At 60.8% G+C, this 16,018-nt stretch carries 15 protein-coding genes and 1 pseudogene; 10 read left to right on the forward strand and 6 right to left on the reverse strand.

Annotated features, from left to right (window positions below):
* Positions 1–44 precede the first annotated feature (44 nt).
* The 4 genes from FJ979_RS11795 to FJ979_RS11810 form a co-directional block, all read right to left on the reverse strand.
* On the reverse strand, positions 45–1,343 hold the full coding sequence (locus FJ979_RS11795; RefSeq protein ID WP_140581075.1) for a sugar ABC transporter substrate-binding protein: 1,299 nt from the start codon (positions 1,341–1,343) through the stop codon (positions 45–47).
* 52 nt (positions 1,344–1,395) lie between these two features.
* On the reverse strand, positions 1,396–1,743 hold the full coding sequence (locus FJ979_RS11800; protein ID WP_181165314.1) for a non-heme iron oxygenase ferredoxin subunit: 348 nt from the start codon (positions 1,741–1,743) through the stop codon (positions 1,396–1,398).
* 338 nt (positions 1,744–2,081) lie between these two features.
* Positions 2,082–2,537, reverse strand: coding sequence for a carboxymuconolactone decarboxylase family protein (locus FJ979_RS11805; protein WP_140581080.1), 456 nt, complete (start codon positions 2,535–2,537; stop codon positions 2,082–2,084).
* 13 nt (positions 2,538–2,550) lie between these two features.
* Positions 2,551–2,964: a cupin domain-containing protein gene (locus FJ979_RS11810; protein ID WP_140581083.1), complete on the reverse strand. Its 414-nt coding sequence runs from the start codon at positions 2,962–2,964 to the stop codon at positions 2,551–2,553.
* A gap of 85 nt (positions 2,965–3,049) precedes the next feature.
* On the opposite strand from FJ979_RS11810, the gene FJ979_RS11815 reads away from it, so the two are divergent.
* Entirely contained in the window at positions 3,050–4,519 is a 1,470-nt protein-coding gene (locus FJ979_RS11815; RefSeq protein WP_140581086.1) for a PLP-dependent aminotransferase family protein, read from the forward strand.
* Here the strand turns inward: FJ979_RS11815 and FJ979_RS11820 are convergent.
* A complete protein-coding gene (locus tag FJ979_RS11820; RefSeq protein WP_140581088.1) occupies positions 4,499–5,410 on the reverse strand; it encodes a LysR family transcriptional regulator in 912 nt (303 codons plus the stop codon). The genes FJ979_RS11815 and FJ979_RS11820 overlap by 21 nt on opposite strands.
* Positions 5,411–5,521: 111 nt before the next feature.
* Between FJ979_RS11820 and FJ979_RS11825 the strand changes: the two genes are divergently transcribed.
* The 4 genes and pseudogenes from FJ979_RS11825 to FJ979_RS11840 all read left to right on the forward strand — a co-directional run bounded on the left by FJ979_RS11825 (position 5,522) and on the right by FJ979_RS11840 (position 8,311).
* Positions 5,522–6,697, forward strand: coding sequence for an alkene reductase (locus tag FJ979_RS11825; RefSeq protein WP_140581091.1), 1,176 nt, complete (start codon positions 5,522–5,524; stop codon positions 6,695–6,697).
* 155 nt (positions 6,698–6,852) lie between these two features.
* Positions 6,853–6,969, forward strand: a pseudogene (locus FJ979_RS11830) (SDR family NAD(P)-dependent oxidoreductase); the annotation flags it as partial.
* A gap of 194 nt (positions 6,970–7,163) precedes the next feature.
* The gene (locus tag FJ979_RS11835) at positions 7,164–7,376 is read left to right on the forward strand and encodes a hypothetical protein (RefSeq protein ID WP_181168590.1); all 213 of its coding nucleotides are present in this window, start codon (positions 7,164–7,166) and stop codon (positions 7,374–7,376) included.
* Between the two features lie 536 nt (positions 7,377–7,912).
* Positions 7,913–8,311 (forward strand): hypothetical protein, encoded by a 399-nt coding sequence (locus tag FJ979_RS11840; protein ID WP_140498284.1) that lies wholly within the window; start codon positions 7,913–7,915, stop codon positions 8,309–8,311.
* A gap of 155 nt (positions 8,312–8,466) precedes the next feature.
* Here the strand turns inward: FJ979_RS11840 and tssH are convergent, their stop codons facing one another.
* The gene (gene tssH / locus FJ979_RS11845) at positions 8,467–11,226 is read right to left on the reverse strand and encodes a type VI secretion system ATPase TssH (RefSeq protein WP_140581094.1); all 2,760 of its coding nucleotides are present in this window, start codon (positions 11,224–11,226) and stop codon (positions 8,467–8,469) included.
* A gap of 321 nt (positions 11,227–11,547) precedes the next feature.
* Between tssH and tssA the strand changes: the two genes are divergently transcribed.
* Genes tssA through tssE form a run of 5 tightly spaced genes read left to right on the forward strand, consistent with a single transcriptional unit; the run spans position 11,548 to position 16,017 of the window.
* On the forward strand, positions 11,548–12,720 hold the full coding sequence (tssA, locus tag FJ979_RS11850; RefSeq protein ID WP_140557377.1) for a type VI secretion system protein TssA: 1,173 nt from the start codon (positions 11,548–11,550) through the stop codon (positions 12,718–12,720).
* A gap of 5 nt (positions 12,721–12,725) precedes the next feature.
* The gene (gene tssB / locus FJ979_RS11855; protein ID WP_140498287.1) at positions 12,726–13,265 is read left to right on the forward strand and encodes a type VI secretion system contractile sheath small subunit; all 540 of its coding nucleotides are present in this window, start codon (positions 12,726–12,728) and stop codon (positions 13,263–13,265) included.
* A 3-nt stretch (positions 13,266–13,268) separates the two neighbouring features.
* The gene (tssC, locus tag FJ979_RS11860) at positions 13,269–14,774 is read left to right on the forward strand and encodes a type VI secretion system contractile sheath large subunit (protein ID WP_140498288.1); all 1,506 of its coding nucleotides are present in this window, start codon (positions 13,269–13,271) and stop codon (positions 14,772–14,774) included.
* A gap of 45 nt (positions 14,775–14,819) precedes the next feature.
* Positions 14,820–15,275, forward strand: a complete 456-nt coding sequence (locus FJ979_RS11865) for an Hcp family type VI secretion system effector (protein WP_115143971.1) — start codon at positions 14,820–14,822, stop codon at positions 15,273–15,275.
* A complete protein-coding gene (tssE, locus tag FJ979_RS11870) occupies positions 15,262–16,017 on the forward strand; it encodes a type VI secretion system baseplate subunit TssE (RefSeq protein WP_140498535.1) in 756 nt (251 codons plus the stop codon). Before FJ979_RS11865 ends, tssE begins: the two co-directional genes overlap by 14 nt.
* Position 16,018: the final 1 nt, after the last annotated feature.

Genomic DNA, 16,018 nt, shown 5'->3' on the forward strand with positions numbered 1-16,018 from the left:
CGCCCCTCCCGCGAGAGGGCCGGCGGTCGTCCTGGGAGCGGATATCAGCCCGAGACCTCCGGGCCATATGCATAGGGCCATTCGTCGGGCGTCAGCGTCTCGATACCTTCGATGTTCATCTTTTCCTTGGTGATCATCGGCAGGTTCGGCGTCATGATAAGCTTGGGCGGCGCTTCGTTGAGGCTCGCCTTGGCGCCGATGTGCATGACGACGGCGCGGATGCCGATGTCGCCGATCAAGGGCGTGTAGGGCGATACCATGTCGATATTGCCGGCCTTGATCTCCTTCAACACCTCGCGGGCGTCGTCGTTGGCGAGTATCATGATCTTCTTGCCGCCCGGCGCGCTGTTCAGCCGGTTGGCTTCGCGGATCGCGTCGAGCGCACCCATGGCCTCCTCGCCGCCGGTGTTGAACGACACCGAGATGTCCTTAAAGGCCTGGAGGGCATCCGCTGTCGATTTGAACGCCAGCGTGCGCTGGCTGTTGGTGTGGTAGTTGGCCAGCACCTTGTAGCCGGCCGTGTTGCCGATCGCTTCGAGGAAAGCACCGGTACGGATCGAGTCCGCGGTGCTGCCGAGATCCTTGCGATTGAATATGATATTGCCGTCCGGAGCAGCATGCTTGAGGTAAAGGCCCTGCTGGAGACCGTTTGCATAGAAGTTGCCCAGAACCTCAGAGCTGATCTGCTCGGACGAGGTGCGGCGGTCGAGGCTGACGACCGGAATGCCCGCGGCGATGGCACGGTCCACGGGCGGGCCCATCGGCGCTTCACGGTTCGGCCACAGCACGATGCCATCATATTGCTTGGCGATCCACGTATCGATCACCTGACCCATCTTGTTGTCGTCGAACTCGGCGTCGATCACCTCCAGTTCGATATTCGGATGGCGCTTGGCTTCCCAGGCGGCGGTGTCGGCGAGGCTGATCAGCCAGGGATGGTTGAAGCCATGGAAGACGAGGCCGATGCGATATTTCTTGCTGGCGTCCAGCACCGGACCTTCAGGCAGCGGCAGATAATCCGTGAAAGGCGCCTTGATCTGCAGCTTGCTGTAAGGGCCGACGAAGCTGGCGCCCATGCCCGGCTTCCAGACGAATCCGCCGGCGAGGTCCCCGACCGGATAGACGTCGAGATAGTCCCGGAAACCGTCCTTTTCGAACAGCGCACTGACGTCGGCATTCGATATGCCCGCCTTGGCTTCGTCGGAGTATTTCTTGATCAGGCCATTGAGAACGGCGTGGACGGAGTCTTCGGCGAAGGCCGGAACTGTCGTCAGCGGTGCAGCAGCGAGAACGGAAAGCGCCGCGGCTGTCTTCAGCAGATGGCGACGTGATAATTTCAGCATTTTAGGTCTCCTCCCATATTTTGGTTTCAGCCCGGGATATGTCCCGACAAGTTCAAGTCACTCCTCCTTCCACCAGGATGTGGACGTAGCCGTCCGACACCTTGGTTTCGTAGGTCTTCAGCCGCTCGGTGACGGGCGGTGAAAGCGGTGTGCCGGTGGGGATGTGGAACAGTCCCTGATGCAAAGGACACTCCACCGTCTGGCCGTCTATATAGCCTTCCGAAAGGAAGGCGTGGGCGTGCGTGCAAATGCCTGAAGTGGCGTAGAACTTGCCGGCAAGATTAAAAATGGCGATACATACCCCCTGGTGCTCGATGCGCGTCGCATCGTCGACGGAAAGACTGTCGGCACGGATCGCCTGGATCCACTGCCTGCTTTCTGGATTAGTCTGCGCGTCCATGCGCCTCCCCATATCCGTTTTGTTTCGTTTATTTTCGTTCTCTTTCCTTCGCTCGCAAATTCATTGTGGGAATAGAGATATCGATGAACCCCATGCCGAGTGATCGACCACAGGCAAGCAATCGCCGAAAATACAGCTGCATGGCAGCCGGACGCGGCGATATGTCAGGCACGGAGATCTATCGGAGAATTCGAACCGGTCGTGCCCGAGACGATGCGCCAAGCGCCAATCTGGTGATCAGAAATGGCCCTCACGGTCCATTGCGATGCCTCGCGCGCCAATTTGCTGTCCGGGATCTTGATCCTGGAAATCACGTTACCATTCATTATTCTGCTCCATCAATTCTCGAGAACGGCCTGGGGCGTATTCCGAAAGCTGATGGCCATTCGGTTGTAGCTGTTCATCAGGCTGATCGCGATCGTCAGGTCGACGAGCTGCTTTTCATCGAAGACGGCACGCACGGCTTCATAGGCGGCGTCCGGAACCCCGGTCTGTGCAACATTGGTCACGCTCTCGGCCCAGCGAAGCGCGGCGCGCTCTCTCTCGCTGAACAGGCTGCCGCCTTCCTGCCAGGCTTGCACCAGCGCGATCTTCTCGATCTTCACGCCCTTCTTGACGAGGTCACGCGTGTGCATGTCAAGGCAATAGGCGCAGTTGTTGATCTGGGAGACCCGCAGATAGACGAGCTCGATCAGTTCGGCAGGCAAGCCGCTCTGGAGAACATAGCCGTAGACGGTGCCGAGCGCCTTGGCGCCGCTCGGGGCGATCTGCTTGTAGTCGAGCCTCTTGGCCATCGTTCCGATCCGTTTAATTGAGGGGAGTAGTGAGGGCCTTGTCGTCGGAATCGACGACGAAGACCGCAAGCAGCTTCGCTGGCCTGGTCTTGCTGGCGTTGCGGCTGACCGAATGGGTTGCGTTGGGCAGCTCCGACCAACTCTCGCCCGCTTTGTAGATGCGGGTCTCGCCATCGTTCACCTTGGACTCGATCTCGCCCGAGACGACATAGGCGAAGATAAAGGCGGACCTGGCATGCCGGTGCGGCTGCGAAGCGGCGCCCGGCGCATAGTCGACTTCGACGACGACCATCGATTTGCCGGGGATGTTGGGGATCACCTGCTCGAACTTCGGCGTGACCGTCTCCGATTGGTCGTCGCGCGCCCAGGCCGGCCCGACGATGGCAATCGCGGCGCAGGCGGCGGCGAAAATGACACGAATTCGCATTTGCATCTCCTTGCACGGATAGATGCCGGCGAATCGGGCCAGAAAAAAGCACCAAGAATGCAAAAAAATCGTGTACTGATACTTCATGAGCAAGCCGCTGAACCTGGATCTGAATCGCGCCGCCAAGACTTCCCTTGCGGAGCAAATTCGCAAGGGCGTGGCCGTCGCAATCGAGGAAGGCGTTCTGGAACCAGGCGCACGGTTGCCCTCATGGCAGGACTTGGCGGCGCAGCTGGGTGTCGCGCGCGGCACCGTCCGGACCGCCTATGAGAAGCTCGCGGCCGCCCAGTTGGTCGAGGCAACGCCAGCTGAGGGAACGCGCGTCGCACAGCGCCCCCGCACCGTCGCGAAATCCGAGCCGGTGCCGGATGAAGGCTCCTTCATGCGGATTTATCAGGAGATGACGCAGGGTCCCCGGATCTTCCAGATGGGCATCCCCGCAAGCGATATCTTCCCCGCCACCTTGTTCGCGCGGATACGCGCGCACGCCATCCGCGCCGAAGCCGCTGCCGCCGCCCTCTACCCCGATCCTCGCGGCGAACTTGAGTTGAGGCGGGAAATCGCTGGCTACCTCGCCGTAGCGCGCGGCATCACCTGTCTGCCGTCGCAGGTCATCATCACTGGAGGTTTCGGTGCGGGGCTCGGCCTGGCGCTATCCGTTCTGAAGCTGGCGGGGGAGACCGCCTTGATCGAGGAGCCCAGTTTCCCATGGACCCGAAAGGGGCTCGAACTCGCCGGTTTGTCTCTCGCTCCGGTCCCGGTCGATTGCAACGGCATCGATCTCGATGACGCACTGTGCCAGCATCCGACCGCGAAGCTTGCCCTGGTCACACCGGGCCAACATGCGCCGCTCGGCTCGACCTTGTCGCTCGAGCGGCGCCTGCGGCTGCTCGAATGGGCAGCCTCGAACCAGGCCTGGGTGATCGAAGACGATTATCTGAGCGAGCTTCAGCTGAGCGGCAGGGCCGCGCCGGCGCTAGCGTCGCTCGACCGCGATGGGCGCGTCATTCACATCGGGTCCTTCAGCAAGACGATCAGCCCGACCCTTCGGTTGGGCTTCGTGATAGTGCCCGCCGACCTCGTTTGTGGCTTCGCAGAGGTCACAGCCTGCCTGGCGCCGGCCCCGGGACCGGCTGTGCAGCTCGCGACCGCGGAATTCATGCGGGAGGGCCACTATATTCGCCATCTTCGTCGCACGAAGCGCGCCTATGTGGCAAGGCGCGCGGCGTTGCTCGAGCAGCTGCAGGCTAATGTGAATGCCGACCAGATCGCAACGCCGGGCCTGGCCGTGCTGCTGAAGCTGCCGAGGGAAATATCGGACATTGCCGTGGCGCGCGAGGTTTCGGCCTTCGGCATGTCGCCCGCACCGCTCTCCGCGTGGTATGCGTCGCCCGCCACCGCCGAATCCGGCCTCTTGCTCGGGGTCGCCACCACGCCGGGCAAGAACCTGGCAAAATCCTGTGATCGGCTCTTCGAGGCGATTAGGCGGATCGACGGCGGACAGCCGATTGAGACTGCTCCAAGTAAGACGTTGCTAGGCAGCGACACTCGTTGAAACAAGCGACCACTGAACGAGGCCGTCTATGGTAACGCGAATCTTCGCCGGCAGCGCCTTTGTCTGCGGCCACAGGACGCTGATCGGCAGTTCGCCGCCTGACAGGCCATCCAGGACAATCTGAAGGGTTCCTTCTTGAAGATCGCCTTCCACCATCCATGACGGAAGTTGCGTCAGACCGTGTCCTCCCTTAGCGGCCATCAGCACCGTCTCGAAATCCTGTAGTTCATGCTTGACGGGGACGGCCTGCCGCGCTGTCGAGCCGTCGGGTTGCTTCATCAGCCAGGCGATGCGGTTGCCTTGCCGTCGTCCGACGATGCAATCGTGTCCGGCAAGATCGCTCCAGGATCGCGGAACGCCCCGCCGTGCGAGATAGCCAGGTGCTCCGACTATCACCGTCTGCTGGACCCCAATCTGTCGCGCGACGAGGTCGGTCGAATCCTCAAGATTGCCGATACGCACGGCGAGGTCGATGTTTTCGCCGATCAGGTCGACCCGCCGGTCGGTGAAGCTGACATTGAGGTTCAGCGCCGGATAGCGTTTCGCAACCCCTAACAGTACGGGCATGACGTGCAGTCGACCGAACGCCGTCGGGAGATCGATGCGGACTTCGCCGCCAGGCGTGTCCCGCGCGAGCGCGAGGGCGCTCTCGCCACGCTCAAGTTCGTCGAGTGCCGCGACGCAGTGCTCCGGCCAGGCCTCTCCGGCAGGCGTCAAGGTCAGGCGGCGGGTCGTCCGGTGGAGCAGCTTGGAGCCCAAGCGCGCCTCCAGACGTGACACCGCCCGGCCGATCGCGGACTTGGCCATGCCCATTTCCGCGGCAACCGCCGTGAAACTACCGAGCCGAACCACTGCGACGAATTCGGCGATGCCATCGAAACGCGAGTTCATCCGCCTATTGTAGCTTCAGATGCATTAGTGAGTCCACCAGGCCGGCACTAATCTGCTGAGGAGTATCCCTTTATATCTTTCGGAGCTTTAATTCTCCACAGGAGCCGCCCCATGCCCTCTCTATTCGATTCCTTCGATCTAGGTCCCGTCCACCTCACGAGCCGCATCGTCATGCCGCCAATGACGCGCACCCGCACCTCCGAGGGCGCCCTTCCGACAGATGGCGACCTCCCGAACGAACTGACCGTCAAATATTACGGTCAGCGCGCCAGCGCCGGCCTGATCATCTCCGAAGTCAACGACGTGGATCAATCCAGCCACGGCTACGCGCGCATTCCCGGGATTCACTCCGAAGCCCAGAAGCAGGCCTGGCGCCCGGTGACCGAAGAGGTTCATCGTCAGGACGGCACCATCTTCATGCAGCTGTGGCATGTCGGCCGACTGGCGCATTCCTCGCTTCTGCCGAACGGCCAGGCGCCAGTGGGCGTGACCGCGGAACAGGCCGTCGGCTCAGAGGTGTTCGCCCATGGCCCGGACGGCCGGTTGCGCTTCATGGCGGCAGAGACGCCGAGGCCGCTCAGCACCGAGGAAGTGACGGCCATGGTGGGAACCTTCGCCAAAGCCGCCGCCAATGCGCGGGAGGTCGGGTTTGACGGCATCGAGATCCATGCCGCCAACGGCTATCTGATCGAGCAGTTCATGAACTCGGTGCTCAACACCCGCACCGACCGCTACGGCGGCGGCAGCATGGAAGATCGTGCGCGCTTCCTGATGGAAGTCGTCGACGCGGTCGTGGCGGAATTCGGCGCGGGACGCGTGGGGGTTCGCCTCTCACCGTTCGGCAAATATGGTTCAATGCCCGCTGATCCGCTCGTCGAGGAGACGTTCCTGTACATCGTCGAGCAGCTCGGGCGCCGTGGCGTGGCCTATGTCCATCTGCTCTACGAACTGCTGCCCGACGGCAACATGGAATCGGCCACGTTCGAGGCGCGCCATCTCGACCACGACATGCTCGCCAAGGCGCGAGCGTCGTTCCCCGGCGCGTTCATCTGGTGCGGCGGCTTCAATGACGTCGAGCGCGCCCAGGCAGCGCTCGATACCGGGCTGGTGGACCTGATTGCCTTCGGCAGGCCGTATATCGCGAACCCGGATCTCGTCGAGCGTCTTCGGAGCGGCTGGCCATTGGCCGTAGCGGACCGGTCCGTCTATTACACCCGCAATGGCGAGGTGGGGTACACGGACTTCCCCACCTATTCGAAGAATGGCGCCGCAAGCAGGGCCGCCTGACACGACGATAGGCCGAGCAGGAGTCCGGCGCAGCGCCACGCACTCCTGCCGGTCGAGACGACCTCCATAGGTTCCGGCGGAGTCGCCCTGTGCCCGCGCAGATCCTGGATCTGGGTGCGCCTGACCGCCCTTCTTTCACTACAGGCAGAAACATCATGACAAAGCGAACATCTCTCGTCACCGGCGCCAGCAAGGGCATCGGCCGCGCGCTCTCGGCGCGGCTCGCCGCCGACGGTCATCACGTTGTCGGCATCGCTCGTGGCGATGATCCAGCGGACGAGCTTGGCGTGAAGGCCATCGCGAAATGGAAGAGCAGCCCGCCTCGAGGCCATTGGCAGGAGGCGGGCGTGAGGATTAAATATACGCTTGTGCTAATATAAAAATGACGTAACGTAATGTCCGGCATCTTGAGGATGCGCAACCGTGGGGGAGTACGATGAGAGTTGCTATATTTTGCGCGGCTATCATGATCGCTGCGACTGGTGGCACCATTGCCAAGGAAAAGAAAGTGGTGGTCGGTGATGCTGCGGCCCTGTGCTCTACGAAGCATTCGACCAAGAAGCAGGTGAGAGATCTGGACTGCGGTTTGACTGGCACGGCCAAAATGCCGGATGGAGCAACCCCGGAAAAGCCGCGCCTCGGATACGACACCGATCCGTGGATGGTCATTGGCTTTTAAAGCTGGCTGCAGATAGCCGCCAACTTGCGGCGTGGCCGATGGTCGCCAGGTACTTGGAATGACACTCGTATCAAATTCCAGCACGACCAAACGAATTACCGCAATCCACCAGCAATCCCCAATTGCCGTAAGCCCATCGGGCGCTTGGCGAATTGGGACGTGGTTTCGGCACGACTACCTGCCGACGAAGTAGCTATCTGCGTGCCGATTGTCGCTGATTATCTATGGAATTTTTTTACTTTTGTTTTCAGTATGTTGCGTCGCAGATTGACGTATTTTCGGCGGCGTTTGAGTGGGGGTCAGTAATGATCGGGTAGTGGGCCGAACTCGACAATCCCGCCACGATGCATGACAGAGAACCGCTCGCCAAAATGGGCGACGACGGCAACATGGCATGGTGCACCGGCTGCATACGATCTGAGGCGTCACGTTTGCACTCACAAAAAGCTCCATCTCGGCCCTACGATATTCATGGATGAGGCGTACGTGTGATGGTTGTGGTAAGGGAATGACGCTTTCTTTTCATGGAGATTGCGATGAGGGAGAGAACGATTGAAAGCGGCCTCAGCCCGCAAATGCAGGAGGCCATTCCGATAATTCGACGCGTTTTCAGACAACATGCGCCGAGGCGGCTTGAGCTTGAGCTTACTGCTGGAAAAGAGTGGTATAATCATTCCCGCTGGTCCCTGCATCATTCCGGCAATGCGGTTGATATTAGGACGAAAAAGCTGGCGGATCGCGGGACCGGTATGTTGTCAATCCTTTTAGGATACTTTTTGCAGCAGGAACTTAACTCTGAACTTGGCAAGGCCAAGTATTTAGTCCTGGTGAACGATCAAGGGCCTATGTTTCCGCATATTCACGTTCAGTATAATCCAGGGGCCAGAATGAGCACACCCGGGGACTATGACGGCAAGCGACGGCGAGCGGTCTAGCAGCCCAAAGGAACTCCTTTGCGTGCTTGGTTGCCTTTTGCAGGCAAGCGCGGACAAAAGCCTCGCCGCGCTCTTTGCGCCATGCCGTGGAAGACATCCTTCAATCCACCGCGCGGATGCAAAGCCGTTTGATGCGCCGGTACCATCCGCCCAAATTACTCGAAGAAATAAGTAAAGCCCCCGTCGGAGGTTCCAACGGTCACCTTCGTCATCTTTTCACCGTCAAGCGACCGGTTGAGCACGCCGCGGCTTAATTCCGGCAGAAGCGTGTTGGTTAGGATGGCATCGATCATCCGCCCGCCGGATTCGATTTCCGTGCAGCGTGCCCTGACCAGATCGATGACGCCGTCGCCGATCACCAGTTCCGCGCCACTGGTTGCACGCAGCCGGCGAGCGATCCTGGCGAACTGATGACGGGTGATCGCCTCGATCATCGAATCCGACAGCGGGTAGTAAGGAATGGTTACCACCCGTCCAAGAAACGCCGCCGGAAAAACCTTCAGCAACGGCCGGCGCAAGGCCGTATCCAGATCTTCGAGGCCGGTCCGAACCGTGCCGTTCCTCGTCCGGTCCATGATGACTTCGGAGCCGACGTTCGAGGTGAGCAGGATCAATGTGTTCTTGAAATCGATGCGCCGCCCTTCGCTGTCGTCCATCATGCCCTTGTCGAAAACCTGGAAGAAGATTTCGTGGACGTCCGGATGCGCCTTCTCGACCTCGTCGAGCAGGATCACCGAATAGGGTTTGCGCCGAACCGCCTCTGTCAGGATGCCACCCTTGCCGTAGCCGACATAGCCGGGGGGCGCTCCCTTTAAAGTCGAGACAGTATGCGCCTCCTGAAACTCCGACATGTTGATCGAGATCAGGTTCTGTTCGCCACCATAAAGCGTCTCCGCCAAGGCCAGCGCGGTTTCGGTCTTGCCGACGCCGGAGGGGCCACAAAGCAGGAACACCCCCACCGGCTTTTCCGGCGCGCCGAGCCCGGCGCGGCTGGTCTGCACACGCTTGGCGATCATCTCCATGGCATGCTCTTGGCCAACCACGCGCTCGCACAGAGTGGCCGCGAGCCGGAGGGCTTTTTCGGTCTGGCTCGACAGCATGCGCCCCGTGGGGATGCCGGTCCAGTCCTGGACCACCGCGGCCACGGCATTTCGATCAACCGAGGGCAGGATCAGCGGCGCCTCGCCTTGCGCCTCGGCCAGTTCAGCCATGCGTTCGCGCAACCGGGTAAGATCGGCGACCGGATCAGGTGGAAGTCCATCGGCAACAGCCGTTTTCACTTTGGGATCGGATGCCTTGTCCTTGGGCGTTTGGATCTCAGGCAACTCAGACTCAGAGGCGTTGGCATCCGCTGGCGTTTCCATCGCATCGAGCGGCATACCGTCGCCGCGCAGCCGGGCACGCAATTCGAGTATCTCGGCAACTAAAACTCTTTCGCGGTCCCAACGTTGTTGCGCGGCAGCCAGCGCGACCCCTGTTTCGGCAAGTCCGGTGTCGACCCGTGCCTGCCGTTCGGTCACCTCGATCCCGATCGCCGCCTCACGATCGATGATGCCGCGCTCGACCTCCAGCGCCTGGCGACGCCGTATGATATCCTCGAGCTCGGCCGGCGTGGCATGCTGCGAGATTGCGACCCGGGCGCAAGCGGTGTCGAGAAGGCTTACCGCCTTGTCGGGTAGTTGCCGCGCCGGGATATAGCGGTGTGACAGGCCCACTGCCGCCTCGATCGCCTCATCCAGTATCTGCACCTGGTGGTGCTGCTCGAGAACTCCGGCCACCCCGCGCAACATGAGAACGGCCACAGCTTCGGAAGGCTCGTCGATCTTTACCACCTGAAACCGACGGGTCAGCGCCGGGTCTTTTTCTATGTGCTGCTTGTATTCAGCCCAGGTCGTTGCCGCGACGGTACGCAGTTCACCGCGTGCCAGCGCCGGCTTCAGGAGATTGGCCGCGTCGCCGGTTCCAGCAGGGCCGCCTGCGCCGATCAAGGTGTGAGCTTCATCGATAAAAAGGATAACCGGTGTTTCGGACGACTGCACCTCGTCGATTACAGCCTTAAGCCGTTTTTCGAACTCGCCCTTCACGCTTGCCCCGGCCTGCATCAAACCGACATCGAGCATGCGCACGCTGACGCCCTGTAGCATCGGCGGTACATCGCCCTGGGCAATGCGCAAGGCGAAGCCCTCGACGACCGCGGTCTTGCCTACCCCGGCTTCGCCCGTCAGGATCGGGTTGTTCTGCCGCCGCCGCATCAGCACATCAACGATCTGCCTGATCTCGGGGTCGCGGCCGACGACGGGATCGATCTTGCCGTCGCGGGCGCGCTGGGTCAGGTCGGTGGCGTATTTCGCCAGCGCCGAATCCCCACCCGGAGCCCGCCGTGGCATCTCCGTTGCGGAGACCGTGGTCGAGGTGCCAGCTTCGAGTGAGCCCTCCATGACATCGGCGAACCGCGCGATCACCGCGTCGGCGTCGATCTCGTCGAATGCGCCGCTGATCTTCGACAGCAGGCCTTCTAGGACCGGGGTCTTCAGGCAAGCGAGCAGAATATGCGCGCTGCGGACTTCCTCGACGCTGAACTCAAGCGTCGCCAAGTTCCAGGCCTCCTGGATGGCATGAAAGATGTGGTCGGAAAATTCCTCGATCGATGTGGCGCCGTATGGCAGCTTGTCCACGGCGCGGGTCATATCGGCCGTGAGCCGGCTGGCATCCACTCCCGCATCGGCGATGATCATTTGCACGTCCGAGCGATCGGAAAGCACCAGTTGCTCGATGAAGTGGACGAGTTCGACGTAAGGGTTGCCGCGCAGCTTGGCGGTGTCCGCGGCTGCCTTGAAGGCGCGCACGCCGACAGGATTGAGCTTGCCGACCAGTTCCTTACGCTTGAAGCTCTGTGACGACCGGCGCTGTTCCATCGAACCTGCTCCTGCAATCTGCCAGTCGACAACCTGCCACATAAGCCGTCGCTTGACAAAGCGCCCGATGGACGGCGTCGCCAAGGCCGTTCGCGGGGCCGTCAGCCTTTGGAAGCCCGAACCACTGGCGGCAGAAGAATTCGCGCATCCGTGTGGTGTATTTTGCCGATTGGGTTCGGCAGTCTCGCCAAGCCATCCCATAGCGAACACGCGGTGGTCAGCTTTCGTTAGCTTTTAAGCAGCGGCTTTAATTGGCGTACGGCACATCAGTGTGGTAACCTTGGGTCAGGTGCCGTTGAGGGCCGGTCGCTGGGGGTCTGTGTGATTGATGTCGCACTTTGGCTTACTCCGCTCGACGGTGAAAATCCGTCAGGGGAGGATTTGCGCAACGACCCGGCCTTTCATGAGCTGGAGCGACTGACGGAACAGCAGAAGAAAGTCGAGTTCCAAGGCAGCAAAAACACTGAAGTCGACGTTCCGATAGACTGGCCTACCGTGCTTACCAGGGCTGAAGAGCTGCGGTCTCACGGCCGTGACCTGCGCCTTCTCGTCATTGTTACGCGTGGACTGGCCAACGAGCATCGGTTGGCCGGCCTGGCTGCCGGCCTGACCCTCATCGCGCAAACTGTCGATCAGCATTGGACGACCATGCATCCGGCCCTGCGGTCCGGTGCCACGCCGCGCGAAGCAGCCTTGCGCCGCATCAATGCGCTTACCGACCTTCAGAACGGCCAGGACGGTCTACTCAAAGATTTGCGGAAAATGACATTCTTTGCGCCGCGCGCCATTGGGCCGATCCTGGGCGCGGATCTGGAGAAGGGTTCGCTTGACGAGCGGGTCATGCTGCAGGAGGCTGCTTCGGGACTGAATGCGGCCGAGAAGGCGAAGCTGGCAAGCGAGCACAGCCAACTGGTGAACCGGGTGCGCAGCGCATGCGCGGCGCTGATTGATCAGGCCGGGCCAGAAATGACGTTGCTCATAGCCGACGCCCGCGCCGCGATCGCCGCTCTCGAGAGCGTCGAAGCCGCCTTTAACTCCCGCCTCGAAGGCGCTGGCGCCACGCTTCCCGAGTTAAAGCGGTTTCTGCAGCGTCTGCTGACGACCCTCGAACGAAACGCGACCGGTGCCACTGCCGCGAACGGCCTCGCAAAGCCGGTCGCGACGCCAGCAGAACCGGCAGCACGTGTTCGCAACGGCGATGGAGCCGATACGATGGCAAGCGTGGCAAGCTACGCAGAATCCGGCGACAGCGGCCTGCCCGACCGGATCTCCTCGCGCGACGATGTCGTCAAATGCCTCGATCTCGTCGTCGCCTTCTATGACAGCACCGAACCGTCCAGCCCGATCCCGCACCTGGCGCGGCGCGTGCGCCGAATGGTGCATATGGATTTCGTTGAACTGATGGAAGATCTCGCCCCGTCGGGACTGAAGGAATTTCGGCTTCTTGCCGGCGTTCCCGATGTCAAGAAGACGGCACAGAAAGATGAAAGGTAAGACACATGCCAGCCGAAAGCAAAGCCAAGGTCATCGAACGAAATCGCGCGCCACGGGTGCAGATCGCCTATGACGTGGAAACCTACGGCAGCCCGACGACGATCGAACTGCCGTTTGTCATGGGCGTGATGGCCGACCTTTCCGGTGCTTCGCAAACCAAGGAAGCGTCAAAGTCGGTTCTGGACCGCTCCTTCGTCGAGACCGACGCGAACCGCTTCCCCAAGTTCATGGAGGCGCTCGGACCCCGCGTCAAAGCGCGGGTGAAGAACACGCTGCCGCAGGCCGAAGGCCAAGAGCGCGACGAGGAACTGGCGCTCGATCTCACCTTCACCAAAATGGGCGATTTCGCCCCCGACAAGATCGCCGAGCAGGTTCCGCAACTGGCCGAGATCCTCAAGATGCGTCGTCAGCTCGAGGAATTGCTGGGCTTCATGGATGGCCGCGTAGACGCCGAAAAGCGTATCGCGCAGTTGCTGAACAACGAGCCACTTCTTGGCAAGATCGCCAGCCAGGCGCTGACTGACGACGACAAGGCGGGAGAATAAACCATGGCCGAACAGCAAAAGACCGCCACCCTCGCCGCCGAGGCCGAAGCCATAGACCTTGGAGAATTCAGTGGACTCCTCGAAAAGGATTTCAAGGTCAAGAAAGACGACAGCGAGAAGCTGCAGCAACTCGTGCGCAATCTCGCGCTCGCAGCGCAGTCCCGTTCCGACACCACAACCATCTCGTCCAATGCCATCAAGTCGATCAAGTCGCTGATCGCCGGTATCGACAAGATGCTGACGGCTCAGGTCAACGAGATCCTGCACGCGCCGGAAGTGCGCGAAATGGAAGGCACATGGCGCGGCCTGTGGTACCTCGTCAACAACACCGAGACCGACCAGAAGCTTAAAATCCGGGTGATGAACATCTCTAAGGAGCAGCTGGCCGACACGCTCGAAGACTACGAAGGCCAGATGTGGGATCAGAGTCCGATCTTCAAGAAAGTCTACACAGACGAATATTCGATGCTTGGCGGTGAGCCGATCGGCTGCGTGATCGGCGCCTACGAATTTTCCAACCACCCGCGCGACGTCGGTCTGCTACGCAACATCTCCGGCATCTGCGCTTCTGCGCATACGCCTTTTATCGCGGCCGCCTCGCCTCGACTGTTTCGTATGGATAGCTGGCAGGAATTGCCGAACCCTCAGGATCTGCAGCAGATCGTTTCCAACCCGGCCTATGCCTCCTGGCAGTCGCTGCGCGAAAGCGAGGATGCTCGCTACATTGGGCTGACCATGCCTCGCGTCCTGGCCCGGCTGCCATATGGCACGGACACCGTTCCGGTGAAGGGCTTCACCTTCGAGGAAGAGGTGCAGGGCGATCACAACAAGTATGTCTGGATGAACGCCGCCTTCCCGATGGGCGTCAACATCAACCGCAGCCACAAGCTGTTTGGCTGGGGTACCCAGATCCGCGGCGTCGAGAACGGCGGAACGGTGCTTAATTTGCCGGTGCACAGCTTCCCGACCGATGATGGGTCGATAGCGATGAAATGCCCCACGGAAGTCGCCATTGATGACCGGCGTGAGGCGGAACTCGCCAAGCTTGGCCTGATGCCGATCCTGCACCGGAAGAACACGGATCTTGCGGCTTTCATCGGTGCCCATTCGTTACAGGACGACGAAACGCGCGCCGGCCGGCTGGTGGACCCCGATGCGCAGTCTAATGAGCGGCTGAGCGCCAACCTGCCCTACTTGTTCCCGGTTTCGCGCTTTGCGCACTATCTCAAAGCCATAGCGCGAGACAAGGTCGGGTCGTTTAAGGAACGCTCCGACATGCAGATCTGGTTGACCGAGTGGATCAACCGCTACGTGCTGGCCAACCCGGCCTTTGCCGACGACAAGGCGCGCGCCAAGCGCCCGCTCGCCGCCGCCGAGGTCCAAGTGGACAGCGTGGAGGGGCGGCCGGGCTACTACAACGCCCGCTTCTATCTGCGCCCGCATTACCAGCTGGAGGGCATCAATGCCTCGCTTCGACTGGTGTCGGAACTGCCGTCCGTTAAGACTTGATTGCAGCAACAACAATCTTTTTTTTGACAATGGTGGAGAGAGACAATGCCAGTAAAGATTGATGGTTTTCTGAAGGTTCCTGATATCAAGGGCCCCAGCACCCGCGACGGCCACGATGATGAGATCGAAATCCATGGCGTCGACTACAAGATGGTCGCACCCTATGACCCGAATTCGCTCTCACGTCGGGGCCGCGTGTCCATGGGCATGATCAAGTTCATCAAACACTACGACAAATCTTCGCCCTATCTCAAGAAAGCCTTGTTCGAGAACAAGGCCCTCGATGAAGTGGTGTTCTCGGCACGTCGGACGATCGATGGCGAGACTAAGGATTATCTGGTCGTCACCCTCACCGACGCCTCGATCATGGAATACGACATGTCGCAGGCCGAGGATGAGGAAGACCTGATCCAGGAAGAGGTCAGCTTCGCCTACAAGAAGATCAAGTTCGTCTATGACGGCAATGATGAAGCCGAAATGGATGTCTATGTCGGCAAGTGAGGGTCGGCGACCCGACGCTGGCAAGCAGCACAGTACCGGCAGCTTGCGGGCAAAAAGCGAGGCCGTCCAGCCGTCGCTTTGGGATCGCCTCGTCAATGACCTGCCTGGTCTGACCTCGGAGATAGACGGGCTGCGCCATGTCTTGCTCGACGAGCTTGGCGCCGACCGTGTCGACGCCCTCGTTGGCGCCAGCGCGCGGGCCATCGACGCTGATGCCGAACTCACAGCCGAGCAAAAACGGCGTCTGCATCGATTGGCCTTTCAGACCCAGCATCGGGTCGAGATCGAAAGTCGCGGCGTTGTGGTGTCAGCCCGCGTGCTCAGAGAAGCAGTGCGGCGTGACGTCGAGGCGCTCTTCAACACCGAGCGCTTCGAGGCCACGCCGCTCCTGTCCGATCTGGAAAATGAACAGGTATCGGACAACCCACCGTCGCTCGCAGATTTCCCGGAGGTGCGCCGGAGCGTGGTCAATTACGGCGTCCCCTCCTTCTCGGGCAGGTCTTCGCGCGACTTTGATCGCGATGTGCTGGCGCGTGAGATCCGTGCGGTGCTCGCCACCTTCGAGCCCCGCCTCAAGGAAAGCGCAACAAAGGTCACAGTGACGCTTGGCGACAAGACCGCCGGCCTCAAGATCGAGATTGACGGTGTGCTGATCATAACCCCGACACCGGAACGCATGCGCCTGCGCACTACGATCAATCTCGATAACGGCGCGGCGCGGACCGAAATCAGGGACGCCTGAG

The sequence above is a fragment of the Mesorhizobium sp. B1-1-6 genome, from assembly GCF_006443035.1.
Lineage (GTDB): Bacteria > Pseudomonadota > Alphaproteobacteria > Rhizobiales > Rhizobiaceae > Mesorhizobium.